Annotated in this window: 25 protein-coding genes and 1 pseudogene; 16 read left to right on the forward strand and 10 right to left on the reverse strand. The window is 68.2% G+C overall.

Going from position 1 to position 25,912, the window contains the following annotated elements; genetic code table 11:
- Positions 1 to 659: 659 nt before the first annotated feature.
- On the forward strand, positions 660 to 2,360 hold the full coding sequence (locus JGS39_RS04705; RefSeq protein ID WP_219567438.1) for an FG-GAP repeat domain-containing protein: 1,701 nt from the start codon (positions 660 to 662) through the stop codon (positions 2,358 to 2,360).
- A 494-nt stretch (positions 2,361 to 2,854) separates the two neighbouring features.
- On the opposite strand, the pseudogene JGS39_RS04710 reads toward JGS39_RS04705, so the two are convergent.
- The 4 genes and pseudogenes from JGS39_RS04710 to JGS39_RS04725 form a co-directional block, all read right to left on the reverse strand.
- A pseudogene (locus JGS39_RS04710) lies at positions 2,855 to 3,340 on the reverse strand (pyridoxal-phosphate dependent enzyme); the annotation flags it as partial.
- Between the two features lie 630 nt (positions 3,341 to 3,970).
- On the reverse strand, positions 3,971 to 4,111 hold the full coding sequence (locus JGS39_RS04715; protein ID WP_219567439.1) for a hypothetical protein: 141 nt from the start codon (positions 4,109 to 4,111) through the stop codon (positions 3,971 to 3,973).
- 80 nt (positions 4,112 to 4,191) lie between these two features.
- Positions 4,192 to 4,926, reverse strand: a complete 735-nt coding sequence (locus tag JGS39_RS04720; RefSeq protein WP_219567440.1) for a response regulator — start codon at positions 4,924 to 4,926, stop codon at positions 4,192 to 4,194.
- The gene (locus JGS39_RS04725; protein WP_308120175.1) at positions 4,923 to 6,188 is read right to left on the reverse strand and encodes a sensor histidine kinase; all 1,266 of its coding nucleotides are present in this window, start codon (positions 6,186 to 6,188) and stop codon (positions 4,923 to 4,925) included. The genes JGS39_RS04720 and JGS39_RS04725 overlap by 4 nt, the downstream gene beginning before the upstream one ends.
- A 222-nt stretch (positions 6,189 to 6,410) precedes the next feature.
- Here JGS39_RS04725 and JGS39_RS04730 point away from each other — a divergent pair, with 222 nt between their 5' ends.
- The 5 genes from JGS39_RS04730 (at position 6,411) to JGS39_RS42155 (ending at position 10,807) form a co-directional block, all read left to right on the forward strand.
- Positions 6,411 to 7,328: an ABC transporter ATP-binding protein gene (locus JGS39_RS04730; protein WP_308120176.1), complete on the forward strand. Its 918-nt coding sequence runs from the start codon at positions 6,411 to 6,413 to the stop codon at positions 7,326 to 7,328.
- Positions 7,325 to 8,305 (forward strand): ABC-2 membrane transporter-related protein, encoded by a 981-nt coding sequence (locus JGS39_RS04735; RefSeq protein WP_219567442.1) that lies wholly within the window; start codon positions 7,325 to 7,327, stop codon positions 8,303 to 8,305. Before JGS39_RS04730 ends, JGS39_RS04735 begins: the two co-directional genes overlap by 4 nt.
- A gap of 317 nt (positions 8,306 to 8,622) precedes the next feature.
- Positions 8,623 to 9,654 carry a sporulation protein gene (locus tag JGS39_RS04740; protein WP_219567443.1) on the forward strand — a complete coding sequence of 344 codons (1,032 nt, stop codon included), beginning with the start codon at positions 8,623 to 8,625 and terminating at the stop codon, positions 9,652 to 9,654.
- Between the two features lie 2 nt (positions 9,655 to 9,656).
- Positions 9,657 to 9,884 carry a twin-arginine translocase TatA/TatE family subunit gene (locus JGS39_RS04745; protein ID WP_219567444.1) on the forward strand — a complete coding sequence of 76 codons (228 nt, stop codon included), beginning with the start codon at positions 9,657 to 9,659 and terminating at the stop codon, positions 9,882 to 9,884.
- Between the two features lie 377 nt (positions 9,885 to 10,261).
- Positions 10,262 to 10,807 carry an MTB12 C-terminal domain-containing protein gene (locus tag JGS39_RS42155; protein WP_504740095.1) on the forward strand — a complete coding sequence of 182 codons (546 nt, stop codon included), beginning with the start codon at positions 10,262 to 10,264 and terminating at the stop codon, positions 10,805 to 10,807.
- Between the two features lie 274 nt (positions 10,808 to 11,081).
- On the opposite strand, the gene JGS39_RS04755 is transcribed toward JGS39_RS42155, so the two are convergent.
- From JGS39_RS04755 to JGS39_RS04765, 3 genes are all read right to left on the reverse strand, one after another.
- Positions 11,082 to 11,984, reverse strand: coding sequence for an ion transporter (locus JGS39_RS04755; RefSeq protein ID WP_219567446.1), 903 nt, complete (start codon positions 11,982 to 11,984; stop codon positions 11,082 to 11,084).
- Between the two features lie 157 nt (positions 11,985 to 12,141).
- Entirely contained in the window at positions 12,142 to 13,167 is a 1,026-nt protein-coding gene (locus JGS39_RS04760; RefSeq protein ID WP_219567447.1) for a hemolysin family protein, read from the reverse strand.
- Entirely contained in the window at positions 13,164 to 14,504 is a 1,341-nt protein-coding gene (locus JGS39_RS04765; RefSeq protein ID WP_219567448.1) for a hemolysin family protein, read from the reverse strand. Before JGS39_RS04765 ends, JGS39_RS04760 begins: the two co-directional genes overlap by 4 nt.
- A 275-nt stretch (positions 14,505 to 14,779) precedes the next feature.
- On the opposite strand from JGS39_RS04765, the gene JGS39_RS04770 reads away from it, so the two are divergent.
- Positions 14,780 to 15,412, forward strand: a complete 633-nt coding sequence (locus tag JGS39_RS04770; protein WP_219567449.1) for a TetR/AcrR family transcriptional regulator — start codon at positions 14,780 to 14,782, stop codon at positions 15,410 to 15,412.
- A 91-nt stretch (positions 15,413 to 15,503) separates the two neighbouring features.
- A complete protein-coding gene (locus JGS39_RS04775; protein ID WP_219567450.1) occupies positions 15,504 to 16,718 on the forward strand; it encodes an acyltransferase family protein in 1,215 nt (404 codons plus the stop codon).
- Positions 16,719 to 16,734: 16 nt separating this feature from the next.
- On the opposite strand, the gene JGS39_RS04780 is transcribed toward JGS39_RS04775, so the two are convergent.
- Together JGS39_RS04780 and JGS39_RS04785 are read right to left on the reverse strand one after the other, a co-directional pair.
- Positions 16,735 to 17,667, reverse strand: coding sequence for a M56 family metallopeptidase (locus tag JGS39_RS04780; RefSeq protein WP_219567451.1), 933 nt, complete (start codon positions 17,665 to 17,667; stop codon positions 16,735 to 16,737).
- Positions 17,668 to 17,670: 3 nt separating this feature from the next.
- On the reverse strand, positions 17,671 to 18,102 hold the full coding sequence (locus JGS39_RS04785) for a BlaI/MecI/CopY family transcriptional regulator (protein WP_308120178.1): 432 nt from the start codon (positions 18,100 to 18,102) through the stop codon (positions 17,671 to 17,673).
- Positions 18,103 to 18,316: 214 nt separating this feature from the next.
- Between JGS39_RS04785 and JGS39_RS04790 the strand changes: the two genes are divergently transcribed.
- The 4 genes from JGS39_RS04790 to JGS39_RS40585 all read left to right on the forward strand — a co-directional run bounded on the left by JGS39_RS04790 (position 18,317) and on the right by JGS39_RS40585 (position 22,734).
- Positions 18,317 to 18,892, forward strand: coding sequence for a TerD family protein (locus JGS39_RS04790; protein ID WP_219567452.1), 576 nt, complete (start codon positions 18,317 to 18,319; stop codon positions 18,890 to 18,892).
- A gap of 46 nt (positions 18,893 to 18,938) precedes the next feature.
- Positions 18,939 to 19,520 carry a TerD family protein gene (locus tag JGS39_RS04795; protein ID WP_219567453.1) on the forward strand — a complete coding sequence of 194 codons (582 nt, stop codon included), beginning with the start codon at positions 18,939 to 18,941 and terminating at the stop codon, positions 19,518 to 19,520.
- A 59-nt stretch (positions 19,521 to 19,579) separates the two neighbouring features.
- The gene (locus JGS39_RS04800; protein ID WP_219567454.1) at positions 19,580 to 20,035 is read left to right on the forward strand and encodes a tellurite resistance TerB family protein; all 456 of its coding nucleotides are present in this window, start codon (positions 19,580 to 19,582) and stop codon (positions 20,033 to 20,035) included.
- A gap of 1,523 nt (positions 20,036 to 21,558) precedes the next feature.
- Complete coding sequence (locus tag JGS39_RS40585; protein ID WP_236062857.1) at positions 21,559 to 22,734, forward strand: hypothetical protein; 1,176 nt, start codon at positions 21,559 to 21,561, stop codon at positions 22,732 to 22,734.
- 953 nt (positions 22,735 to 23,687) lie between these two features.
- On the opposite strand, the gene JGS39_RS04810 is transcribed toward JGS39_RS40585, so the two are convergent.
- The gene (locus JGS39_RS04810; protein ID WP_219567455.1) at positions 23,688 to 24,410 is read right to left on the reverse strand and encodes an ArsR/SmtB family transcription factor; all 723 of its coding nucleotides are present in this window, start codon (positions 24,408 to 24,410) and stop codon (positions 23,688 to 23,690) included.
- Positions 24,411 to 24,519: 109 nt separating this feature from the next.
- Here JGS39_RS04810 and JGS39_RS04815 point away from each other — a divergent pair, with 109 nt between their 5' ends.
- The 4 genes from JGS39_RS04815 (at position 24,520) to JGS39_RS41820 (ending at position 25,880) form a co-directional block, all read left to right on the forward strand.
- Positions 24,520 to 25,020, forward strand: a complete 501-nt coding sequence (locus JGS39_RS04815) for a GNAT family N-acetyltransferase (protein WP_219567456.1) — start codon at positions 24,520 to 24,522, stop codon at positions 25,018 to 25,020.
- A gap of 88 nt (positions 25,021 to 25,108) precedes the next feature.
- Positions 25,109 to 25,345, forward strand: coding sequence for a transposase family protein (locus tag JGS39_RS04820; protein ID WP_236062864.1), 237 nt, complete (start codon positions 25,109 to 25,111; stop codon positions 25,343 to 25,345).
- Positions 25,339 to 25,722 (forward strand): hypothetical protein, encoded by a 384-nt coding sequence (locus JGS39_RS04825; RefSeq protein WP_219567503.1) that lies wholly within the window; start codon positions 25,339 to 25,341, stop codon positions 25,720 to 25,722. Before JGS39_RS04820 ends, JGS39_RS04825 begins: the two co-directional genes overlap by 7 nt.
- On the forward strand, positions 25,650 to 25,880 hold the full coding sequence (locus tag JGS39_RS41820) for a carboxypeptidase-like regulatory domain-containing protein (RefSeq protein ID WP_306106322.1): 231 nt from the start codon (positions 25,650 to 25,652) through the stop codon (positions 25,878 to 25,880). The genes JGS39_RS04825 and JGS39_RS41820 overlap by 73 nt, the downstream gene beginning before the upstream one ends.
- Positions 25,881 to 25,912: the final 32 nt, after the last annotated feature.

Below are 25,912 nucleotides of genomic sequence, written 5' to 3' on the forward strand. Positions count from 1 at the left end.
CACGAGTTAAATCTCAGTAGAACCGACTATAAGGTCGTCTCCTATGTGAGTTCGGCTCGTCAAGTCAGTCGTGGGGTGAACATGGATTGCTCCAGACGACTGTGGGAGACCGTAAAGCCGGTGATCCCGCCGTCGATGGCGCTGCCACCGCAGACCCAACCACTGCTACGCCCCCGCCCGCGACTGCCTGGCCTCCCCCGGTCTCGCAGCCCTTCACTGGCCCGGAAGTGCGCGGAATACGCCCCATGTATGCGGCGGTCGATTGTTCCAGGAAATTGCCCGGCGGTCAGGGACTCATCGACCCGACGGCCTCATCCCTTATCGGCACCGTCTGAACTCCCACCAACCGGCCGCTGGTGGTGGCGGTGCCCGCCGCCAACGGCGAGACCAAAGCCGACATTTGAGCCACCACCTCCACCGGGCAACTTATGCTCCACTCCGACCTCGCCGGCCGAGCCATGGTAAGAACAGGCGGCTGGAGTGATCTCGGATCTCTGAGCTGACCTGACCTCGTGTTGTCAGGCCCTGGGCAGGGCCTGACAACACGACGGCTCGTCGCTGCCTTCCACCAGTTACCTCTCCCACACGGCCCGACTGAACGACACAGCTACTCCGCTACCTGGCCACCGACGGGCCAGCTGGCTCCGAAAGGGTTCGTCATGCGTCTCACCAAGCGGCACCGCGCCGCTCTCACCGGGGCACTCCTCGGCACAGCACTCGGCCTGACTCCGCTGACGACCGCCAACGCCGCCGCAGTCGCCATGACTCTCCACACCTCGGACACCATCGACACGGTCGGTACCCCTGAGGACATCGACATCACCCTCACCACGCCGCCCTCCGCCGACAGCTTCGTCGAGCTCAATGTAGGTACCGACAACGCGGCCCACCTGACCGTCACCGATGACACCGGGACCGTCCTGGCCCATGAGCCCGTTTACGCCTCCGACTCCCTGGCCACCTTCCGCTTCGGCAAGGAGGACAGCGACCACGACGGCATACCCGGCGCCACCCTCGAACCCGGTTCGCTGCACGTCCAGGTCACCGCGGACGGATACGTGGGCGATGGACTCAATATCAACGCCTACTACATCGACGGCGCCACCGGCAGCCGCATACCGATCAATCCCGCGCACGCCAGCATCCACATAAGGAAGCCGAGCGTGATCCCGTACTGGCAGTCGCCGGGCAGGTACACAGTCGCGGCCGGAACGGAAAGAGCTGCGGAGGTCCGTCTGGACACCCTCATGCAGCTGAGCACCCCGCCGGCTTCTACCTGGCTCCGGCTGCTGTTCACCGCGCAGCAGATCGCCAAGGCCGGCTACACCCCCGCCCAGTTGGCCCGCGACGTGCACGTCCAGTACTCCAGTGACGGAAACACCTACAGCACCCGCCCCTGGACCCTCGGCGCCGACGGCTCCGTGTACCTGGAGATATCCGAGCAGACCTGGCCCGCCGGCACGCTCAAGACCAGCGACTACCTGCGCTTCACAGCATCCTGGGGCCTGCCCGCCGGACACCTCGCCGGCATCTTCCAGACCCTCGATCCCGACGGAACCCAGCTCAGCAACAGGCCCCAGACCCTCGATTTCACCGCCGACCGGGCCGCGTTCTACGGCCGCGACAGCTCCGGAGTGCTCTGGCAGTACCAGGCCAGCACGACCAGCGACCCCGCCCACTACACCCGGCGCGCCCAGGTCGGCGGCGGCTGGAACACGTACAACACCCTCACCAAGCTCTCCACCCTCAAGGCAGACGGAACCGGTGATCTCGTCGCCCGCGACAAAGCCGGAATCCTCTGGTTCTACAAAGCCACCGGCGACATCAGCCACCCGTTCGCCGCCCGCAGCAAGGTCGGTGGCGGCTGGAACACCTACACCCAGCTCACCGGCCCCGGCGACATCACCGGCGACCACAAGCCGGACCTGATCGCACGCGACCACGACGGCGTCCTCTGGCTCTACCGTGGCACCGACAGCACCACCACCCCCTTCACCGCCCGCACCCGCATCGGCGGCGGCTGGAACACCTACAACCAGCTCGCAGGCGGAGCGGACCTCACCGGCGACGGCAAAGCGGACCTGCTCGCCCGCGACACCACCGGCGTTCTCTGGCTCTACCGCGGCACCTCCAGCATCAAAACCCCCTACACCGCCCGCATCCGCGTCGGCGGCGGCTGGAACACGTACACCCGCCTCGTCAGCACCGGCGACGCGAACGGCGACGGCATCAACGACCTGCTCGCCACCGACAGCAGCGGCGCCCTGTGGCTCTACTCCGGCACCCGCAACGCCAACTCGCCCTTCCGGACCCGGACCCACATCGGCGTCGGCTGGACGATCTACAACACACTCACCTGACCTGCTCTCCGCACACCCGAAAGGTCGGCGCTTCCCACGAAGCGCCGACCGCCACCATTCGTCCTGGAGCCACTCCCAGGATGTCGTGCTGGGGTAACTGCAAGGCCCTTCGTCCTTCCGTGGTGATCAAGCCTGCCCAACAATCTCCACCTCGGACCTCACCGAGCGCTACTTGCCACTTCGGCGGAGAATGCAGGGCGCAGACCGAAGGCTCGACCAGATGGCGCAGGTCGAGCCTACGTGCGCATGAGGATCAGGCTCTCAGTGGCGGCGGGGGGCCCTGCTCACTCTCCCGCGCTATCGCGCACGCGAGGGCGCCCAACGGCCGGTTCTAGGATCGTTCACGCCACCTGGGCGGCGACAACGCCGTCTACGGTTGCCCGGTACTCCCGCGGAGCGCTTCGCCCACCTTCTGGTAGGAGTCGATTCGGTGCTGTGCGCGGCAGTTGCGTTCCTCCGGGTCTCGCACGAAGAGAGCCTGCCGACCGGGGGCACTGGTCCGGGCAGTAGGCGCCAGGCGTACGGGCAAGGAGCTCGGCAACCTTGTCCCGGCGGGCCTGCTGCCAGCCGCCCTCAGGATGCGGCGCGACCACTTGCTCGACGCGCGCACCGTAGGCAAGCAGCAGGCGGACCACCGCCGGCTCCATGCCGGGGTCGGAGACGATGGTCACCGGATGGCCGTGGGTCAGCCCGACCAGAGCGAGACCCAGGCCGAGCGTGCCGCTGGAGGACTCGATGACCGGGGCGCCCGAGGCGAGGTCGCCGCGGCGCCGCGCCTCGCGGACCATGTGCAGACCGGGGTGGTCCTTGATGCCTCCCGGGTTGCCGCCCTCCAGCTTGGCGTGAAAGCCGAGGCCGTCCGGGGCGAAGGGTTCATCGATCCACAGCACCGGCGTGTTGCCGACCAGTTGGGCGGCACGGCGGGCTGAGAACGGCGCCGGGGCGAATGCTCCGACGGGGTTGAGCAGGGACAATTCCATGAAGGCACAGCTCCTCCGCGCCCGGCGCGCACGAAGGCGCCGGGCGTCGGGGCGATCCTGGTGTGGTGGTGGCGCGGGCACGCGGTGAGGCGTGGGGATCGACTACTGACGCCAGACGCAGAGAAGCGAGAGGGCCACCGCGCTACGTGAAATACGAGGCCGGTCTAGCATGTTACGGCCCGGCTGGTTCGAGCCGGGCGTGACGGCCAGGGCAGCCGGCGTGAGAGGGAGCGCCTCGAACCCGGGCACCGAAGCCCCATCAGGTCTTGTCACGCGAGGCCGGTCGGCCAGATGTTCTACATGCCCCTGCGGAATGGTCGTGCGCGGGGAGCGGGGCAGCGGATCGATTCAACGGCTGCTGAACCTCATGACTGCATGCCGTGACCGTGAGATCCAGATGGCTGCCGGCGGGCGTCGAGGCATGCACCGTGCCCGCGAGATGCGCAACGACCAGCACGGCAAGGCAGATCACGGGCACCAGTCGACCCCACCGCACGGAAGGGGTGAAGAAGCCGACACGGAAACCGATCAGAGAGCCTGAGCCTCCCCCGGCGCGGACCCCAGCACCAGCACCGTTAACTGCTGCAGCGGGCCACCGCGCCATGCAGGAACAAACCCTCCCGGCCGGGGTCAGGCGGTCGTGCCCAGACCGTCCATCGCATGGCCCGAGTTGGCACCGCAGGCGCGGTAGCCGTAGACCAGCGGTGCAGCCGCGCGGGAGTCGGCCGAGGTGCCGGTGCCGATCAGGAGCAGGTGGTCGCTGCCTTCCACTGCGCGGTCCAGGTCACAGACCAGCCATTTCCGGAACGGCAGGGAGTCGCGATAGCCCCCCGGTCGAGCTCTGGAAGTCCCTACCGTGACTGTCCCTCGCCCTGTCGCGAGGCGCCTTCGACGCCTGCTCCGGCCGAGACGAGACCTGTCTCGTACGCCATCACCACCGCCTGAACGCGGTCGCGGAGTTGGAGCTTGGCGAGGATTCGGGACACGTGCGTCTTGACGGTGGTCTCGGAGAGGTGAAGGCGGGCGGCGAGTTCGGTGTTACTCAGGCCCTGGGCGAGCAGGCGCAGAACTTCGAGTTCGCGTGGGGTCAGTGCGGCCATGCCGGGATGCGGAGCGGACGACCCGGTGGTCGGCGGCTCAGGAGGTTGGCGTGCGTGGCGTTCGACGAGGCGGCGGGTGATTGCCGGGGCGAGCAGGGCGTCCCCGGTACGGACGAGGCGGATGGCAGCGACGAGGTGTTCGGGTGTGACGTCCTTGAGGAGGAATCCGCTGGCGCCGGCCGACAGCGCTTCGTAGACGAGGTCGTCGAGGTCGAAGGTGGTCAGCATGATCACGCGGGGCGCTGCGTCATCGTCCGGGAACTCGCGCAGGATGCGGCGGGTGGCTTCCAGTCCGTCGAGGTCGGGCATGCGGATGTCCATGAGGACCACGTCGGGGCGGGTGCGGAGCACGGCGTCCACGGCTTCGGCCCCGTCGGCCGCCTCGGCGACCACGTCGATCCCGTCGGCCATGAGGATCATGCGGAAGCCGGTGCGGACGAGTGCCTGATCGTCCGCGACCACGACACGCAGCGGGTGACTGGTCACGACGCCTCCAGGGGGATCAGGGCGCGGACCCGGTAGCCGCCGTCAGGTGTCGGCCCGGTGTCGAGTGTTCCGCCGTAGACCGCGATTCTCTCCCGCAGACCCATCAGCCCGTGGCCACCACCACCGACCGCGCCGATACCTGGCGTGCCGCCGGTGTCGGTGACATCTATGCGCAGGGCATCGGGCTCGTAGGCGAGGGTCACGGTCGCACGTGCGCCGCGCGCGTGCTTCGTGGTGTTGGTCAGCGCTTCCTGGACCACGCGGTAGACGGCAAGGCCGATGCCGGACGAAACCTGGCAGGGAGTGCCTGTCACCGTCAGCTCGACGCTCAGCCCCGACTCGCGTACCCGGCCGACGAGAGCGCCCAGCCGGTCCAGGTCGGGCTGCGGAGCGAGGACGCCTGCGGCGCCGGTGGGATCGTCATCGGTGTGCATCGTGAGGAGTCCCATGGTGTGCCGAAGTTCCGCCATCGCCGAGCGGCCGCCCGCCTCCACGGCCAGGAGCGCCTCTCGGGCCATCGCGGGCTCCATGTCCATGACTTTCCGTGCGGCGCCGGCCTGGATGACCATCATGCTGACGTTGTGGGTGACCACGTCGTGCAGTTCCCGGGCGATACGAGCCCGCTCCCGCTCGGCTGCGCGGCGCAGTTCCTCGGCCTGTTGCTGTTCCAGGGCGGCCATACGTTCCTGGCGGGCGTCGGCGCGCAGCCGCCACTGGCGCATGCCGTCCGCGACGACGGCGAGCGGCAGCACGATGAGCAGCGGCACGTACTCGTTCTGGATGGTGGGCACGTCCGGGGTCCTGGCCCCGTTCAGGACGAGCAGGGCCACGGCCACGCTCGCGAGCGTGGGAATCCGGTACGGGCTGTGCATGACGGCGGAGTACGTCGCGACCAGGGCCGTGTAGAGGATCATCCGCGCCTCACTGCCCGGCGCTGTGAGTCCCGCGACGATGACGGCCCAGAGCACTGCAAGTGGGTAGCGGCGGCGAAGAGCCAGGGGCAGCGAGCACAGGAGCATCGGTGCCAGCGCGCCGACGTAGTTGCCGGATCCCTCGACCACGCGCACCGTGCCGTCGACGATCTTGTACGTGCGGTCCATGCCGACACTCAGGCCGGAGTTGACCGCGGCAACCAGGGCGAACAGGGCAAGGACTGCGTCGAGGATCAGGTCGCGCCGGGCAGGCCGGGGCAAGGTGCCCGTAGGCCGCATCAGCGCCGCGTACCCGTGTCGCAGGCGGTCCGCCGCCGATTCGTTCGTCACCCGTCGATTGTCACAGGCAGCAGCGGCCACGGCGTCGTCCCTTCAGCCCGTGGTCACGCGCCCGAGTACTTCGCTCGTCTACATCTCATGGAGGACCCCGGGAGGGGGTCCTCCATGCGCAGGAGCAGAAGGGGTCCGGGCGCCGGATGCGCCCGCCCGCTGCCCGCTCATAGCGTCCATCAGTGCCGGTCACAGGGACTGGCACCGCCGAGAGGACGACGCGTGACAGCCGCGACTGCCGTACTGAGAGCCCAGGGTCTGGGCAAGAAATACCGACAGCGCTGGGCGCTCTCGGACTGCACCCTCGATGTCCCCGCCGGCCGCGTCGTCGGCCTGGTCGGCCCCAACGGAGCCGGGAAGTCCACCCTGCTGAACCTCGCCTCCGGCATGCTCGCCCCGACCACGGGCACCATCGAGGTCTGCGGCGGCCGCCCGGCCACCGGCCCGGCCCAGCTCGCCAAGGTCGGGTACGTCTCCCAGGACACCCCCACGTACGCCGCCCTGACCGTCGCCGACCACCTCACGCTCGGAGCCCGCCTCAACCCACGCTGGGACGCCTCCCTGGCCCGCGACCGGATCCGCCGCATCGGCCTCGATCCCTCCCAGCGGGCCGGACAGCTGTCCGGCGGGCAGCGCGCCCAGCTCGCGCTCACCCTGGGCCTCGCCAAGCGCCCGGAACTCCTCGTCCTGGACGAGCCCGTCGCCGCCCTGGATCCGTTGGCCCGCCGCGAGTTCCTGGACGACCTCACGGACGCGATCAGCGGGCAGAAGATGACCGTTCTCCTCTCTTCACACCTCATCTCCGACGTCGAGCGGGTGTGCGATCACGTCATCGTCCTCGTCGACTCCCGTGTCCAAGTAAGCTTCGCCGCCGCCGAATTGATCGCTGGACACCATCGCCTCACCGGCCCGGACGGCGCCTCGGCAGACTTGCCCGCCGGGCATCAGGTGATCTCGACATCCCGCGCCCACGGGCGGACCACCCTCGTCGTGCGCGCCGATGCCCCGGCCACCGGCTCTGCTTCGTGGACGGTGGAGCCGGTCTCCCTCGAAGACATTGTCCTGGCCTATATCGGTCGCCAGACGGCCGACCGCTCCTCGGACTCCCGTCCTGCAGCCGGGCTGGGGGCCCACCGATGATCTGGCTTGCCTGGCGCCAACTGCGCACGCAGGCGACGGTGGCCATCGCCGCACTGGCAGTCGTCGCCGCCCTCCTCGCCATGACCGGCCCTCATCTGGCCGACCTTCACTCCACCGCCGGACGCGGCCTCATCCAGCAGCTCTCCCCCACCGACACCACCCTGTACTTCGTCGGCGGCGTGGCCGTTCTCCTTGTGCCGGCCCTCATCGGCATGTTCTGGGGCGCCCCGCTGGTCGCGAATGAGCTGGAAGCCGGTACCCACCGTCTCGCCTGGAACCAGGGCGTCACGCGCACCCGGTGGCTGGCCACCAAACTCGCCCTCACCGGCCTGACCGCCATGGTCGCCACCGGGCTGATCAGCATCGCGGTCACCTGGTGGAGCAGCCCTGTCGACCAAGCGGTCGCCGCGGGTGGGTCCGACAACACGGACAACTTCGTCCCGCGCATCGCCCCGGCCATCTTCAGCGCCCGCGGCATCGTCCCGATCGGATACGCCGCCTTCGCCTTCGTCCTGGGCGTCACCTGCGGCATCGTCATCCGCCGCGCGCTCCCGGCCATGGCCGCCACACTCGCGACGTACACCGCCGCCCTTCTGGCCCTGCCGCTGTGGCTCCGCGAACACCTGGCCCCTCCCAGCACCGCCACCGTCCCGTTCACCCACGACCGCATGGCGAACTACCTCCTCGACTCCGTCACCCATGTCGACATCGGGAAGCCCGACGTCTGGGTCACCGCCGAGCAGACCCTCGACAGCACTGGACACCCGGCCCACGCCATGCCGTCCGCGTACACCAACTGCGACGCCATCAAGTCCTGCATCGATGCCCTCGCGCAGGCCGGCTACCAGCAACGCGTCACCTACCAGCCCGCTGGCAACTTCTGGACGCTGCAATGGGCGGAGACCGGCATCTTTCTCGGACTCGCCATCGGGCTCGGCGCGCTGTGCGTCTGGTGGACCCGGAGCAGGCTTACCTGACGGGTCGGCCGGGCTATCGGTGGCGGCGGGTCCCCGCCCGCTCACCGCTGGGAGCGACCTCGGTCGCTCTTCACTCGGCCAGCCCGCCGTGTCGCCGCCTCGGGCCCCTGCAGCAATGGTAAAAGCACAGCAAAACCTGCTCGTCAAGCGCCTGCTCAGGCCGTCGGTCGATCCTTTTCGGACGTTCACGCCGCCACCCCGCCAGGAGCCCACGGTGACGCCTCCGCCACCCATATGCTTCTATCCGCCCGTAGGACGAGGGAAGCCGTCACTGTTCCCTCACGACTTTCGTACGCACAAAGGGAGTGAACGCCTCGATGGTGTTCAAACGACTGCTCGGCTCACTCGGCGTGGGCGGCCCGACCGTCGACACCGTCCTCACCGCGGGGGCCACCGTCCCCGGTGGTTCCCTGTCCGGCCAGGTCCATCTCCTGGGCGGAACCGATGACTTCGACATCGAACACATCACACTGGAGCTCGTCGCCAGGGTCGAGGCCGAGCACGAGGACGGCGAGAGCCACGGCGCCGTCGTCTTCGAACGGTTCGTGGTCGGCGGCGGTTTCCGGCTACCGGCGGGCGCGGAGCACAGCTTGCCGTTCACGGTGACGCTGCCCTGGGAGACTCCGGTCACCGAGCTGTACGGGCAGGGGCTCGGCATCGTCCTGGGCGTGCGCACCGAGCTGTCGGTGGCCGGCGCCAAGGACAAGGGTGACCTGGATCCGCTCGTCGTCGGCCCACTCCCGGTACAGGAGGCGATCCTCGAAGCCTTCGGGCAGCTCGGCTTCGGTTTCCGGTCCGCCGACCTCGAATACGGCCGCATCGCGGGCTCCGGCCAGCAGCTGCCCTTCTACCAGGAGATCGAGCTTTCTCCGTCCCCGCAGTACTCACACACGGTCAATGAGATCGAGGTGACCTTCCTCGCCATGCCCGGTGACGTGGAGGTGATCCTGGAGGCCGACAAGCGCGGCAGCCTGTTCTCCGAAGGGCACGACGCGGTCACCCGCTTCACCGTCAGCCAAGGCGGCGTCCACCACCAGGACTGGAACGCCCTGGTCGACGGCTGGATGCGGCAGCTCGTCGAGCACCGGGCGGCGTACGGTACGCATGCCGCGTACGGGCAGGACCACGGCCAGGGGCACGGCTATGGCCACCACGAGGATCACCATCACCACGACAGCGGCCACCGCTCCGGGCCCGGCATGGGCACGGTCGTCGCGGCGGGCGCGGCCGGGGTCGCCGTCGGCGTAGTCGGCGGCATGGTGGCTGCCGAAGTCGTCGACGAGATCGGGGACTTCTTCGAGGGTGACGACGAGGATGAGGGCGGAGAAGACGAGGGCGGCGAGGACTGACCATGTTCGGGATCAGCGAGATAGGCGTCATCCTGGTCGTGGTCGTGGCAGTGCTCTGCGTGAAAAAGCTGCCCGAATTGGTGCGCAGCGCAGGCAAGTCGGCACGCATCCTGAAGGCCGAAGCCAGGGCCTTCAAAGATCAGGACGCCGACGCCCCAGCGTCCCGCGTCATCCTTGGGGAGACGACGGCCCCGCCACGGGACGATGACCAGGGGACACGGCGCCAGTGACACCGTCCTCCTGACGGCCGCACGCCCGGGGTGGTGTTGTTACCACCCCGGAGGCGGTAAATACCCAGCTGCCCGAGACGGTCTGGACTTCGCACGTTCGTACGCATGCACGGCCACCAGCATTGCCCTGCCCGTGAAAGCGATCGCTGTCGAGACCTCAGCAATCGGCTCTGGGGCGGCCGGTCCTGCCGCCCCGGCCTCTCAGGTGTGGGACCCGCACCTGGCTCGTACTCGGGACTGCTACCGCACCACCCTTTACGGAGTACAAAGGAGGGCCGAGTCCTCCACCGTTTGCCGGGCGATGCGTCTGCGGTGCCTCGCGGGTTGGACCGGTGCGATGTGGGAACCTGCCAAGAGGTACTCGGGAGGTAGCCCCTATGAAGCACGCGCTCCGTGGTCCGGCAGGCGCACTCGCTGCCACGCTCCTACTGTCTGCCGCTTGCACCAACGGCGACACCGAGCAAAACCGGCGCCACCCACCACTCCCTCGTCCTCACACGCGCGACCGACAGCGCCCAGCCAGATCACGCAGTCCCCTACACCGACAGCAACCGCACCGGAGGACCCGGCGCAGGCAACGCGGGACATCCGGGAATCCTGGGCGCAGTTCCTCTCCCCTCACGCGTCGGTCGACGAACGAACGAACGGACGTGGCGGAGAACGGCATCCAGTACCAGCTGATGATCGAGGCACTGGCGACGGACCCGAAGGCCCGGCTGCTACGTGTGCGCGTCGACAGGATCCGCTTCTCCTCCGACGTGGTCGCGACAACCGACTACACGCTCTTCATCAATGGACGGCGGGTCGGGCCCGACGGCCCGGGTCAGTCCGTCAAGCAGGGCGACACCTGGAAGGTGTCGTTCAAGACGGTGTGCTCGCTTGCCCCATACGGAAACGATGTCCCACAGGCCGCGACCTGCTGAACCTGCGCACACCCCGAAGACGAGCCCACACCGGGCGACGTCTACCAACCTGACGGGCCCGCCGCAGGAGGGGGCCTGCTCGACTGCCCCTCCTCAACTCAGTCCATGCTGCTGCACGCCACCGCGGCCGTGGCCGTCGCACTGCTGCTCGCAACCCTCCGACGGAACAGAACGGACGCGCGGGACGAACCCGTGGACTCAGGGCGCTCACACGATCGGTACCCCCAGCCCCCTGGACGCTGATCTGCTGCTTCCCGGCTCAGGCAGGGGCCGGTCAGGTGCGGGCACCCGTCGACTCGCTGTCTTGCTGGCGGTCTTCTCCAGGGCCGCTGCGCGCGAGCACTGCTTCGATGTCGTCGAGAGCGCGGCGTGCGGCAGCCAGCTGTTCACGAAGTTCGGCCTCCGCACTCGGCGGAGTGCGCGGGGCCGGGATGTCGTCGTTCTGCTCGGCCTCCAGCTCCCGCGCCTCCTGGAGGGAGTTGATGACCACTCCGATCAGCAGGTTCACCAGGACGAACGAGCCGAGCAGAACGAAGGAGGCGAAATAGACGATCGTCCAGCGGGAGATCTCCAGACCGGCCCGGACCGCGTCACCAAGGCCGTCGAGGGTGATCAGCAGGAAGAGCGTGAGGGCTGCCCGCCCGAGCGAACCGTAGTGCTCAGGGTCGGCCGCGGCGAAGAAGACCCAGCCCACCATGGCGTAGATGTAGAGAAGGAGCGCCCCGACAAGGACGAAACTCACGGTGCCGGGCAGGCTCTTGCCCACGGCCACGATGACGATCCTCAGCTGAGGCAGGAAGCGGGCCGCTCGCACGACCCGGGCCAGCCGCAACAGGCGCAGGACTGTGGCGTTCTCGCGGGCGAAGGGCATGAAGGCCAGAGCCACCACCGCGAGGTCGAAGACGTTCCATGGGTCACGGAAGAAGTGTCCCGGCCGGTCCGCGTACGCCGCGGCGCGCAGGAGTATTTCTGCGGTGAAGGCCGCGAGGAACAGGTGCTCCGCCATCTTGAGCGGAGTGTGCCATTCGTGCACGGCGCCGGCGTAGGTCTCGATGCCGAGCAGGGCGGCGTTGCCCAGGATGAGGCAGAAGACAACAGCGGTGAATGCGGCTGAGTCCACGAGGGCACGACTGCGCGCCGCCAAGGCACTTCGTAACTGACCGGTCCGGTCGGACATTCCTGATCCCATCCCTCGCAGACCCTTCCGGTCAGCAGCTGAAGTGGATCTTAAGACGTGCCGGGACCGGTATCGAGATGCGCCGCCGTTTCAGCCGGCAGGCCCGCTCTCGGTCGGCCGGCGCCCCGTTCGCCCGGGTGGCGGCCGACCATGCGCATCAGGCTCTGCCGCTGGCCGCGGGGCCCACCAGCTCCGCGAGAACGTCTTCCATCGTGACGAATCCGATGACCGTTCCCTTGTCGCCCGCGACCGCCGCAAGGTGAGTGCCTGCGGCCCGCATGGCGGTCATCGTGTCGTCGAGCGGTGTATCGATCTCGACCCGGATGACCGGATGAAACGCATTGGGCGGCATGGGACGTGCCCGGTCCGCACGACCGAGGGCGTCCTTGATGTGCAGGTAGCCGAGAATCTCGTCGCCCGGCCCGGTCACCGGGAGGCGTGAGAAGCCGGAAGCCGCCGCCGCACGCTCCAGTTGTTGCGGAGTGACGTCGTGCGCGACGGTGACCGTCCTGTTCAGAGGAACCATCACCTCGCCCACCGGCCGCGTGCCCAGCTCCAGGGCATCCCGTAGCCGCTCACCGTCGGCCGGATCCAGGAGGCCGGCCTCGCTGGAGTCCTTCACGAGGCGCACGAGTTCGTCGTCGGTGAAGACGGAGGAGACCTCGTCCTTCGGTTCGACCTTCAGCAGGCGCAGCAGCGCGTTCGCGAAGGCGTTGATGCCGAAGATCACCGGCCTCAGCGCCCGGGTCAGGGACACCAGGGGCGGCGCGAGGGCGAGCGCGGTCCTGGCCGGAGCGGCCAGGGCGATGTTCTTCGGCACCATCTCGCCGATCAGCATGTGGAGATACGTCGCCAGCGTCAGCGCGATGACGAAGGCGATGGGGTGGATCAGCGCCTCGGGAACCCCGACCGCCTCGAAGGGCGGTTCCAGGAGGTGGGCGATGGCGGGTTCGGCCACCGCACCCAGCACCAGAGAGGAGATAGTGATACCGAGTTGCGCCGTGGCCATGACGGCCGACAGGTGCTGGAGCCCCCACAGTGTGCTGGCGGCACGGGCGCTCCCCTTGACCGCATGAGGCTCAATCTGGCTGCGTCGTACGGAGATGAGGGCGAACTCGGCTCCGACGAAGAAGGCGTTGGTGAGGAGGGTGAGCGCACCGATGGCCAGTTGGAGAACGGTCATCGTGCTTCCCCCTCGGTCTGCGCGGCGGATGCCTGCGCCGGTGCGGTGACGCGGACGCGATCCGCACGGTGATGCTCAACATGGAGGACGGCCAGCTGCCACCCGCCTACGTCGATCCGGTCCGTGAGCCGGGGAATGCGCTCCAGCCGGGTCGCGATCAGCCCGGCGACGGTCTCGTAGGGGCCTTCCGGGACCTCGAAGCCAAGGCTTGCAAGCTGGTCCAGGCGGATACTCCCGTCCGCTTCCCAGACCGCACGGCCGTCCGCGGCCGGCTCGACCAACACGAGATCCGGGCGCTCCACCGGGTCGTGCTCGTCCCGGACCTCGCCCACAACCTCTTCGACGATGTCCTCGACCGTGGCGACACCCGCCGTACCGCCGTACTCGTCGATCACCACAGCCATGGTCCGGTTCTCCCTCAGCCGGCCCAGCAGCCGGTCCACAGGGAGCGAATCGGGTACGAGCAGGGGGTCGGCAGCGAGTGCGGTGACCGGCGTCCGGTCCCGCTCGGACTCGTCGAGGGCGAGAACATCGCGGATGTGCACGCTGCCGATGACCTCGTCGAGGCTGTCGCGGTAGACGGGGAACCGGGACAGCCCGGTGGCGAGTGAGAGGTTGGCAGCGTCCGCCGCCGTGGCGTGTGCCTCCAGGGCCCGCACGTCCACGCGCGGCGTCATGACGTTCTCCGCCGTCAGGTCGGCCAAGTGCAGCGTGCGGACGAACAGCTCCGCCGAGTCCTTCTCCAGGGCGCCTTCACGCGCTGAGTGCCGGGCGAGGGCGACGAGCTCCTCCGGCGTGCGAGCGGAAGCCAATTCCTCGGCCGGCTCGAGCCCGAAGCGGCGAACCAGACGGTTCGCGGTGTTGTTCAGGTGTCGGATCAGGGGGGCGAAGCAAGCGGTGAACGCGCGCTGGGGCCCCGCTACCACCTTGGCGACGGCCAGCGGGCTGGAGATCGCCCAGTTCTTCGGGACGAGCTCGCCGATCACCATCAGCATCACGGTGGAAACGGCGACGCCCAGGAGGGTGGCGACGGTCGACACCGCTCCCGAGGGCAGGCCGATGGCTTCGAGAGGTGCCCGCAGGAGTACGGCCAGGGACGGCTCGGCAAGCATGCCGATGACCAGGGATGTGACCGTGATGCCCAGCTGGGCCCCGGACAGCTGGAAGGTGAGCCGCTTCGCCGCCTTGAGCGCGCTCTCGGCACCGCGTTCACCGGCTTGCGCGGCTCGTTCGAGTTCGCCGCGCTCGATCGTGGTCAGGGAGAACTCCGCCGCGACGAATACCGCACACGCCAGCATCAGCCCGACGGCGAGCAGGAGAAGGAGAACTTCACTCACCGTGCCACCTCCTCCCCACGGGACAGCAGGGGCGAAATGGCACGGTACGGACTGGGAGGCTCGCCCATTACGGGACCGCGGCTCCTTCTCTGTTCGAATGCTCGGGACGGGGAGGAATCCCCGGCCCCAATAGTAAACGGAAAGCAAAACGCGCACCCGTGACCGCGATCACATCTCGCGCACCGGTGTCTGCTCCGGTTTCCGCACCCCGGTGTGGCACTGGAGTCGATGTCCGTGCGCGAACGTCGCCCGAACGCCTCGGCTAGCCTCCCGGAATGGACAACGTGACTCCCGAGGATCTGACAGGCAGGGCCCGGCTGCGGCGGTGCGCACTGGAACTCTTCGCCGAGCGCGGCTTCGAAGCCACATCAACGCGGGCGGTCGCGGCAGCGGCGGGGCTTTCGCCCGCGCTCGTCACTCGGCACTTCGGCTCCAAACAGGGGTTGCGAACCGCCGTGGACGAGGAAGTGATGGGCCGGATCGGGCAAGCGCTCGCGCAGGTCGATCCGGAATCCGGTGATCTGATGAGGTCGCTCGGGGATGTTTCGGCCCAGCTGTTCGGCGCCGATCCGGTCCTTCGCGGGTACCTCCGGCACGTCCTGCTGGAGGACAGCGAAGCGAGTGCGGGCCTCTTCGCCCGCCTCCTGCGTGGCGCGCAGGCCGAAGTCGAACGGCTCGCAGCAGAGAGTGGCACCCCGAACGCAGGCCCCGGCGCAATGCCCTGGGCGCCGTTCCAGATGCTCTGCCTCATCCTTGGCCCCCTGCTCCTGGAGCGTGTGATGCAGCCCGGCCTCGACCGGCCGATGTTCGCGCCCGAGGTGCTGGCGCAGCGCAGCGCGGCCAACCAGGCGCTGCTTCGACACGGGCTCTTCGGTGGCGGAGCCGACCGGATCACCGAGGCCGAGTAGCAGCCGGGCCGCCTGCTCGGCACCGACATCCCTACACCCTTCAGGGACATCCCTGATGTGAAGGTGTACACATGTTGAGGATAGTGAACGCATGGAAACATGCCTCAGCGAATCCTCCGTCTCGCCCCCGCATGCCGGCGACTCTCGTCTCTGCTGGCTCGACAATCTCCGCATCGCCCTGATCGTCGTCGTGGTGGCCCACCACGCAGCCCAGGCGTACGGCCCGGCCGACTGGTGGTACGTGGAGGGCGAGCCGCGCTCCGGCGCCCTGGCCACGCTCTCCGCACTCGACGGCACGTTCTTCATGAGCCTCTTCTTCTTCATCTCCGCCTACTTCGTCCCCGCGTCCCACGATCGCCGCAGCGGATGGTCGTTCGTCGGCGGCCGCCTCCTCAGGCTCGGCGTGCCCGTGCTGGTAGGCGCGCTCACCCTGGTACCGGGACTGATGTACGCGTACTACGTGCACTACCGCGGGTACCCGGACATCTCGTTCGCCCGCTACTTCACCGATGTCTACCTGGGAGTGGGTGAGCGGCCCGGTGACTGGAGCGGGCCGTCCTGGCCCGATCTGCAGTTCGGGCACCTCTGGTTCATCCAGAACCTCCTGGCCTACAGCCTGTTGTACGCGCTGTGCCGGCAGGCCGCCCGCCTGGTCGGCTCACGGCATGCCGCCCCCGGCACACCCCCGCGTCCCACCCGGGTGCCCGGGCACAGCGCACTCGCCGGCCTCACGGTGGCACTGGCGGGCGTGACATTCCTCGTCCGAGTGCGGTATCCCCTCGACACCTGGGTGCCCTTCCTCGACTTCCTCCAGGTCGAACCGGCCCGCATACCGCAGTACGCGGCGTTCTTCACGCTGGGGATCCTCGCCCGCCACGGCGACTGGCTGAACCGCCTCCCCGTACAGGTCGGTCGGATCTGGCTGGCGGCCGGTCTGCTGGGGGCAGCCTTCCTGTTCACGGTCGGCGCCGACGCCCCGTTCTTCGGGACGGGCGGCTCGAACGGCGCGTCGCTGCTCTGGTCCGCCGTCGACAGCTTCCTCTGCGTCGCCCTGTGCACCGGACTGCTCGTCCTCTTCCGCGAGAAGGCACGGTGGACCAGCCGGCTCACCCAGGCCCTTGCCGCCGATTCCTTCGCGGTCTACGTGATCCATGTGCCGATCGTGGTCGCCCTGCAGTTCGCCCTCGCCCACCGCGGCCTGACGGCGCTCGAATCCTTCGCGCTCGTGACCGCGATCGCGGTACCCGTCAGTTTCGGGGCCGCCGGCCTACTGCGCCGGATACCGGGTTTCCGTCGGGTTCTGTGACTCAGGCCCCCGCGCCCTACAGCGGCGTCGCCGCTTCGAGTACGACGAAGAGCGCGAAGGCCGCGTTCAGCGACGAGAGGGTGGACACGGCTGTTCCCGCGGCGGCGACGAACGCCGCGATCCCTGTCGAGGTGAGTGCCGGTGGCCAGCCGCGCTCCGGCGGCACCGGCCCCAGCAACGCGGCAACGCGTCGCGGGACGGGCCCGGCCGCGGCAAAGGCCGCGAACGCCGGGGCGGCGGCCCGGTGCGAAACGAGTGCCGCCTTCCCGACGGCGCGGGCAGTGAGCCGCCGGTCACCGGTGTGGAGGGCGGCCTCCTCGTCCGCCCAACGTTCAGTGCTGTACGAGATGGCCGTGCGGAGAGGCCGCAGAAGTGGATTCGCGCAGCCGGCCAACTGGGCTGCCAGCAGCAGGCGGTGGTGTCGCCCGGCCAGGTGCGCCCGCTCGTGCGCGAGGAGCGCCTGCTGCTCCGCCGCGGTCAGACAGGCAAGCATGGATGAGGAGACCATGATCCTGCCCGGCGAGCCGGGTAAGGCGTAGGCGTAGGGCACCTCGTCGGGCAGAAGAGCGACCTCGCCCGTCGTGGACAGCGGGGCAAGCGTCCTGTGCGCACGGGCACGAAAGCGATAGTGACCCCATAGCGTCGACGCACAGCCCAGCGCCACAGCCGCGAGGGCGACTATCGCCGCCTTGCCCGCGATGCGGTCGTGCGGGACAGCCTCCCGGACCTCGTCGTCGGACCAGCCGTCCGGAAGCGGGTTTCCCGGAAGCTGAGCGGTCCCGACCACGACCAACAGGCCAAGGCAAAGGGTGCTGCACCCCGCCAGGATCACGGCTATGGCGGTCAGCAGACGGGCGGCGCTGCGCGGATGCAGGTGCTGCTCAGCCAGGCGCGCCATGGGCAGCGCCGTGAGCGGCAGAACGAGGGGCAGATAGACGAAGACGCCCATCGGTCAACTCTCCGATGCATCCGTAGACGAGTCGCGGAATTCAGGGCCGCTCTCGTTGAGCAGCGACCGCAGCAGATCCTCGTCATGCGGCGACAGCGCGGAGACGAAGCTGGACAGCACGGCATCCCGATCGTGCCGCTGATCGAGGAGACGCCGCATGCGAATGGCCGTGAGACCTGCCCCGTTCGCCATCGGCTGCCAGAGAACCGGACGCCCCGAACCGGACCGCGTGACCGCCTTCTTGTCGAGCAGACGGGTCAGAATCGTGATCACCGTGCTGTACGACAGGCCGGCGTCGAGGCGCTCTTGCACCCACGTCGCGGGAACAGGCTCGGTCGCCTCTCCCAGCACGGACAGCACCTGGGCCTCCAATTCGCCCTGCCCGCGCCGACGCGGGCGCGACCGCCCGGGCCGACCGTCTTCCTCTGCACCCACGACGCCACCCCTCGCACGACGGCCCGAATCCGCTCTTCAACTGACAAGCGCCGGGGCATAGTACCGAGCCTCGCGGGCAGCTCATGAGATCGACGAAACCTGACGCTCACACTTCCGCAAATGAACTCTACAGTGCTGTAGATTTCAGTTGCTGTCGCTCGGTGCCCGCGCGGTCACGCGCGGGCACACGGATGGACCGAGAAGGAGATGGAACATGGGCGTGAGCCTCGCCAAGGGCGGAAATGTCTCGCTGAGCAAGGAGGCCCCCGGGCTGACCGCAGTTCTGGTGGGCCTGGGCTGGGATGTCCGCACGACCACCGGTACGGACTACGACCTGGACGCCAGCGCTCTGCTGTGCGACGCGGCGGGCAAGGCGCTGTCAAACGAGAACTTCGTCTTCTACAACAACCTGAAGAGCCCCGACGGTTCGGTCGAGCACACCGGCGACAACCTCACGGGAGAGGGCGAGGGCGACGACGAGATCGTCAAGGTCGATCTCGCCGCCGTACCGGCCACCGTCGACAAGATCGTGTTCCCGGTCTCCATTCACGACGCGGAGAGCCGGGGTCAGAGCTTCGGCCAGGTCCGCAACGCCTACATCCGCGTGGTCAACCAGGCCGGCGGAGCCGAGATCGCCCGCTACGACCTCAGCGAGGACGCCTCCACCGAGACCGCCATGGTCTTCGGCGAGTTGTACCGCAACGGCGCCGAGTGGAAGTTCCGCGCTGTCGGCCAGGGGTACGCCTCCGGGCTCAGCGGCATCGTCGCGGACTTCGGCATCAGTCTCTGACCGGACTTCGACTCACCCCGTACCGCCCCCTGCCGAGAGTGGAGCCATGACCGTCAACCTGTCCAAAGGCCAGCAGATCAGCCTCACCAAGTCCGGGGGCGGGGAACTGACGGTCGTACGTATGGGACTGGGCTGGAAGTCGGCGCCTCGCCGGGGGTTCCTGGCCCGCCTGACCGCCCGCGAGATCGACCTCGACGCCTCTGCCCTGCTCTTCGCCGACGGATCTCCCCTGGATGTCGTCTTCTTCCAGCACCTGACCAGCGATGACGGTTCGGTCCAGCACACCGGCGACAACCGGGTGGGCGGCGCCGGCCAGGGTGGCGATGACGAGTCGATCGTCGTCGACCTGCAGCGCGTCCCGGCCCACGTCGACCAGATCGTCTTCACCGTGAACTCGTTCACGGGTCAGACCTTCGAAGAGGTGGACAACGCCTTCTGCCGCCTGGTCGACGAGACCACGGGACAGGAACTGGCGCGCTACACACTGACCGGTGGCGGGCGCCACACCGCGCAGATCATGGCCAAGGTCCAGCGGTCCGGTGCGGGCTGGCAGATGACAGCCATCGGTGTGCCGAGCGACGGGCGCACCTTCCAGGACCTGATGCCGGCCGTCATGGCGCACCTCTAGACCTTCTTCCTTCACATCTCGCACAGCACTCACACTCCGACCGATCCTGGAGCATTCGCATGGCACTGTGGGACCGCATCAAGGAATCGGCGTCGACGATGCAGACGCAGCTCAACGCCAAGAAGAACGACCTCAAGAGCGGTGGCTTCCGCGACGCCAGCATGGCCATGTGCGCCTTGGTCGCCGCCGCCGACGGTTCCATCGATCCCGCCGAACGGCAACGGGTCGCGTCACTGATCGCGGGGAACGACGTACTGCAGAACTTCCCCGCTGAAGATCTGCAGCGCCGGTTCAACGACAACTGCCAGCAGCTGACGTCCGACTTCGAATTCGGCAAGGTCGGCATGCTGCAGACCATCGGCAAGGTCGCCAAAAAGCCCACCGAGGCCCGCGCGGTCATCCAGATCGGCATCGTCATCGGCGGCGCCGACGGCAACTTCGACAACACCGAGCGCGCGGTGGTCCGCGAAGCCTGCTTCGCGGTCGGCATCTCGCCGAACGAATTCGACCTGTAGGTTCGCAGAGGCGCGGTGCGTGCCGTACACACGCGGTACGCACCGCGCCAACGGCGCGCCGCATAGGGAAGCCGGGGGATGGCGTGAGCAGGACATACAGACTTCAGGACGAAGACAGACCCGACTACGCACTGGTGCTGGACGACGCCATACGGGCCGCCGAGATTCGCGGGCTGCTGGAGCATTCACTCATCAACCCGGGCCAGCTACGCGTCCGCGGGCTCGGTGCCAGACCACGGATCGCGGCCGCTGCCGATGCCGAGTACCGAACCTATCTGTCCTTGCGGCAGCGGACGCGTGACGCCGCACCGGCAGATCAGGTCGGCCCCTTGTCCGGTGCCGGAGATCAGGAAGTACACGGGGTAGGTCTACTGCCCGCTCTGGCGGTCCTCACTCCGGTCCTCGCTGCCGTCGCCACCGTCGCGTTCCTGCCAATCGGATATGGGCTGGCTCTCGCAGGTGGCCGGACACCCATGGCCAACGCGCTGATCACAGCTGGGTGGACCAGCTTCGGCATCGGCGTGCTGTCCGCTGCGGTCGGTCTCTTCTCTCTGTACCGCACTGCTGTAGAACACAGGGCCTCGGCGGCAGGGCGCGGAAGCGGCCCGTCACCCGAGGTGAATCGGGCACGGGAGGCGTGGTTGACGAGTCTTCGCGACAAGGCCATTCTCCCCTTTCTCCGCAATCAGCTCCACAGCCCTGACGCGCCCGCCACAGGTATCAGCCGCGGATCCGACTCTGGCCGCGGCACTGCGGACTTCCCCAGCCCAGGCTTCGGAAGCCCCGACTATTCGGGCCCTGGCCTCGGCAGCGCGCATGCGCCTTTCGAGGGCCGCTGAGTGTCAGTTCCTCGTCCGAAGCGCCCATGGGGTTAACGAATTCCGTCACCGACTCCTCGGTCGGCTGGCATCGATGCACGCACAGCCACGCCCGGAGCTTGCGCGCTAACAGAAAGAACCGTAGAGGCCACCAGTGACAACCGGACTCGGCACAGCGGACGACCAGACGGGCCCCGATGACCACAGAGAAGAGAAACAGCAGGCAGGAACCCAGAGAAATCCAGATTCGGGATCGTTTCCGATCCTCGCCTCCCGCAGTCACTTACGAACATAATTTCGAGCGAGTCAAAGGCTTTGCCCAATCCACCCACTTCGATGCCCAGCGTCACGGCTTGCGGATGAGCCGGCATCGGTCGCTCCTTCGAGCGAATGCAGCCCGAACAGCCCACCCCATTCCGCTGCCGCTGGCAGCATCCGGCCCGTCAGTGAAAGCCAGGATCAAAGGTGGTCCCCTTGAAACGGCCGGTCAATGAGGGGCAGCTCTCGGTGCTGCAGTGGGTGGGAGCGGGATGTCCTGAGGACGTGTGGGAGACAAGCTCCTACAAGACCACCTGTCAGGCATTACAGAACCGGGGCCTGGTCACGGTCTCCCGGAAAGGCGGGCAGTGGAGCGTCGTCCTGACGAGTGCAGGCCAGCACTACCTCTCCCACGGCGCGTACCCTCCCCCGGGATCGCACCCGCGCATGACCAAAGCCACCGCTCCGCAACGCCCGTCACCCCGGACACATGACGCCCCGGCCGTCGAGCGAAAGCCAAGCCCTCCCCAGCAGAATCGCCTGACATTCACGGAACAACTGCTGCAGGAACTCGCGGACGCCGGTGGCCGGATCGTCAAGACCACCACCGGCCGGGACTCTGCGAACTGGCCGTCCCGGATCGCGGCCGCTCGCAGATCGACAAAGCTCCCGAAGACAAAGGAGCTGCACGGAGGCTGGTGCCGTGACGGATACGAGATCAAGCTCGTCGACACCCCTGCCTGGCGCTTTGCCGTCCTCGCCCCTGTCTCTGTCCCCTCCCGGCTCACTCGGCCGCACAGCGTGGTCCGGGCCATGCAAAACGAACCCCGATCGCTGGGCCTGACCAAGCCCGTCCATGCACGTGCCCTACGACTCATCCAGGCGCTCATCACCGCCACCGAGTCCGACGGACACGCCTGCTCGGTGGGAAGGCCGGGCTCTGCACCCCCGTCTCACCACCGCCGCAGTGCCTCTGCCCACTTCACCATCACCGCGCAAAGGCTCACGTTGGGGTTCGTCGTCCAGCAGGAACAGGACCGGACCGAGCATGTCGCGACCGAGAAGGAACTCGCCGAAGCCCGGAAGCACTCCTGGATCAGAATCCCCCGCTTCGACTACACCCCGTCCGAACGCCTCCGCTTGGTCCTGAGCGGCGGCCGGCCGCACCGGGCGAGCGAATGGGCCGACACCCCCGGCCGCCCCCTCGACGAGCAACTTGCCGAGATCGCCCAAGAAGTCACACTCCGCGGCGACGCCGCCGAACGCCAACGCCAGGAGGAACTCGAGGCAGCACGCCAAAAGCGCCTCCGCTGGCAAGCCGCCATGGAGAAGGCCCGCGTCCAGTACGCCGAGACGTACCGCGTCAGGCACTTCGAGGCGCAGGAGGCGGCATGGCGCCACGCGACCCGACTGGCCGAGTACGTGACCGCTATGCGCACGCGAGTCGAGACCATGCGTCCAGGCGAAACCAGAACCGAAGCCGAGGCATGGATCATCTGGGCAGAAGCCACCACAGAACGCATCGACCCGCTGAACGCGCCACTCCGGATGCCCACCATCCCCGAACCACAAGCCAACGACTTGAAGCCGTTCCTCGGGGAATGGAACCCCTACGGCCCCTGAAACGAAACCCTCGTGGTGCCGGCCCCCAGCACAGTCGAACTCACCGCGAAGCCCAACCAGAGCACTCCAGTGGGGCCTCGCCTCATGGTTTCAGGAGAGGCCCCGCCTGGCCCATCGGCAAGTCCTTCGCCCTATCACCGATGCCGTCACACACGTCCTGTCACGCGCCTGTCACCAACACCGTCGACGCACCTGGAGCACCAAGTCCAAACCCGCGTGAACAGCGTCGAATTGGACCACGTGGACGTCAGAAGACGGTTCTGCCTACGTATGCCATGTGGTACCGAGGCTTGGTCCGAGCACCAGCACGGGTGCGTCCTCTGGCCCATCTACCTGGTACTTCAACGTTTTGTTGTCTGTCTGGCTCACAGTCCTACGCTCCCACGTCTCACAGCCGTCTCACACACCCCCCTCCTGAGCACTGTGAAGACCGCCCCACGTCGTAGCGGCTCCACGAAGATCCTCTACGTCCGGCTTCACGTACCAACGCTTGGTGGTCTTGACGTTGGTGTGCCCCGCCCATCGTGCCAGCAAGTGATCCGGCACCCCATGAGCCTCTTCCGACCTCATGCTGACGCGCGGTGAAGGACGAGGACGGCCTTCACGATGTCGGTGATGCGGTTGGTGCTGCAGCGGAGTGGAGTGACCCCCGAAATTCTGACACCTGGACGCTGGATGTTTCGTCATCCAGGGGCAGTGATCCAAGGTGGCAAAGCGGAAGAACTACCCCGAAGAATGGTCAGGCTGCGAGTGCGGTCTCATACTCGCAGCCTGGCTGAGGTAGCCGAGGCTGCTGTGCAGTCGGTGCAAGTTGTACCAGCCTGCGATGAAATCGAAGATCGCGGTGTCGGCGGCGGCCCGGCTGGGCCAGGCGGAGGTCAGGGCCCCGGGGAGAGTCCTGTTCGCCCGGCTTGATCACGCGTCGGTGTGGCCCGGTCAGGTCAGGTTCAGGATCAGAGTTCAGCTGGTGGCAGGCCGAGGTGGTCGTGCAGTGCCCGGCGGCCGGCGGGTGTCACGAGGAGGGCGCGGGTGGTGCCGATGCGCGTCATCCACCCGGTGGCGAGTGCGTGGGCGGACAGGGCGGCGCCCACAGCGCCGGCCAGGTGGGGACGGCGCTCGGTCCAGTCGAGGCAGGCGCGCACCGGTGGCCGGCGTGAGCCGGCGGGTACCGTGATGCCGACCTCGGCAAGCCAGAGGGCGCCCTTGCCGGTCAGGCCCGGCTCAGGTCCCCACTCCAGGAGTTGGCGTTCGACCATCGCGTCGGTGATGGCCAGAGCGGTGGTTCCGGCCAAATGGTCGTAGCACAGCCGGGCGCGGGCCAGTGCCTGCTGCCGGCCGGAGGCCGACAGCGAGCGTGGCCGGGGGCTGTGCTTCGGGGCCAGCGCGGCAAGGCTCTCGATCAGTTCGACCACTCTGCGGTCGGCCACCCGTACGTAGCGGTGGCGTCCGTGCCGCTCCTCGACGAGGAGCCCGCCGTTTACGAGCAGGTTCAGGTGCGAGGTCGCGGTGGACGGCGCGACTCCGGCATAGCGCGCGAGCTCGTTCGCCGTCCAGGCCCTGCCGTCGAGCAGTGCGAGGCAGAAGGCGGCCCGGGTGCCGTCGGCCACCAGTCTGGCCACGCCCGCCAGGTCCACACCCACATCCTGGTCTGCGCGCTGAATGTCCACGGTGCCCATTGTCGCCGACGTCCCTTCGACGTCCGTCGAAGCGTCCGGGTCCTAGCGTCGGCCCGTGCGCCGGGCTCACCGGCCCCACACCCGCATCCGCTCACGTACTGGAGCAACCATGCCTGCGTCCGACACTGCCGTCACCGCCTCCCACCAGCCCGCCCCCCAGCCGGACTGCATGCTCACCGACACCCCCAACCCGGAGGACGCCGCGACAATCTCCGACGCGCTGGACCGCTTCAACATCGAACACACGGGAATCGCCGACCGCAGACCTCTGGCTGTCCTGGTCCGTGATCCCGATACCCACCAGGTGGTCGGCGGACTGACCGGGCGTACCTCGCTCGGGCTGTTCTTCCTCGACCTCTTCTACCTGCCGACCCGGCTGCGTGGTAGCGGGCTGGGAACAGAGATCCTCCGGCAGGCCGAGGACGAGGCTCGTGCCCGTGGCTGCCGCACGGCCGTGCTCTACACCATCACCTTCCAGGCCCCCGGCTTCTACCAGAAACAGGGGTGGAAGCGGCTGGGAGAGGTGCCCTGCGATCCGCCGGGCACCAGCCGCGTCTTCATGACCAAAGAACTCACCGCATCGACCGGTGAACCAGTCCAGTCCCGGTAAGGCCGCCGTGCTCGTTGCACCATCATCTGATCCGTCCGCTATGCATCTGCCACAGGCCGCGTCCGGGGCGTCACGGCCCGAGGCGGTGATGCCGTCCGGTCTGCTCGCCGCACTGTCCCTGGTGCCCGATCCGAGGAATCCGCGCGGCGTGCGGTTCCGGCCGGCAACGCTGCTCGCGGTCGGCGTGTGTGCACTCACCAGCGCCGGACACAACTCCCTGACCGCCATTGCCGAGTGGGTACGCCGCTGCGACCACATGTTGGCGGGCGGCACACTACCCGTCCCGGCCGCGCCCGGCTGCAGACCGGGGCCGGCGCGGTGCTGAACGAACTGCGACCCGAAGCGGGCACCTCACTCATCGTCTTCGGCGTCGGCGCCGTCGGCTCGACCGTCCAGGACCGTGAGGCCGCCGCGGGCCTGGTGACGGGCGACGATCCCGTGCTGTACGTGGCCGGGGCGAACGGTGCGGTGCTCTCCCAGAAGCTGGGCACGATCTTCACCGCCCTCGCCGACGAGCACGGCCGGACGCTGACCGTCGAGGAGGTCACCACTTCGGGGAACGGGAACCGGACCTCGTCGGGACGGTGTACCTCGCCGGCCGCGGTCCGGTCCCGGTCCGTCACGCGGCTGTGGTCGTCATCGACGGTCACGGGCGCCAGCTCGTGCGGGCCGCGACCGACGAGCATGGTCACTACGCGGTGACCGGTCTGCCCGAGGGACACCTGAACGTCGTCGCGACGGCAGCCGGGCAGGCCCCTTCGGTCCAGCGGAAACACCTGCGGCCCGGGACAGTGGTCCGGGCCGACTTCGCCCTGCTCACACCTCCGGAACTCTCCGCCCCCTCCAGCCCCCGCACGTAGCGCACACCTTCCGAGGACCGTCGCGCCAGTGG

Origin of the sequence: Streptomyces poriferorum, assembly GCF_019399235.1 — a bacterium.
GTDB lineage: Bacteria > Actinomycetota > Actinomycetes > Streptomycetales > Streptomycetaceae > Streptomyces > Streptomyces poriferorum.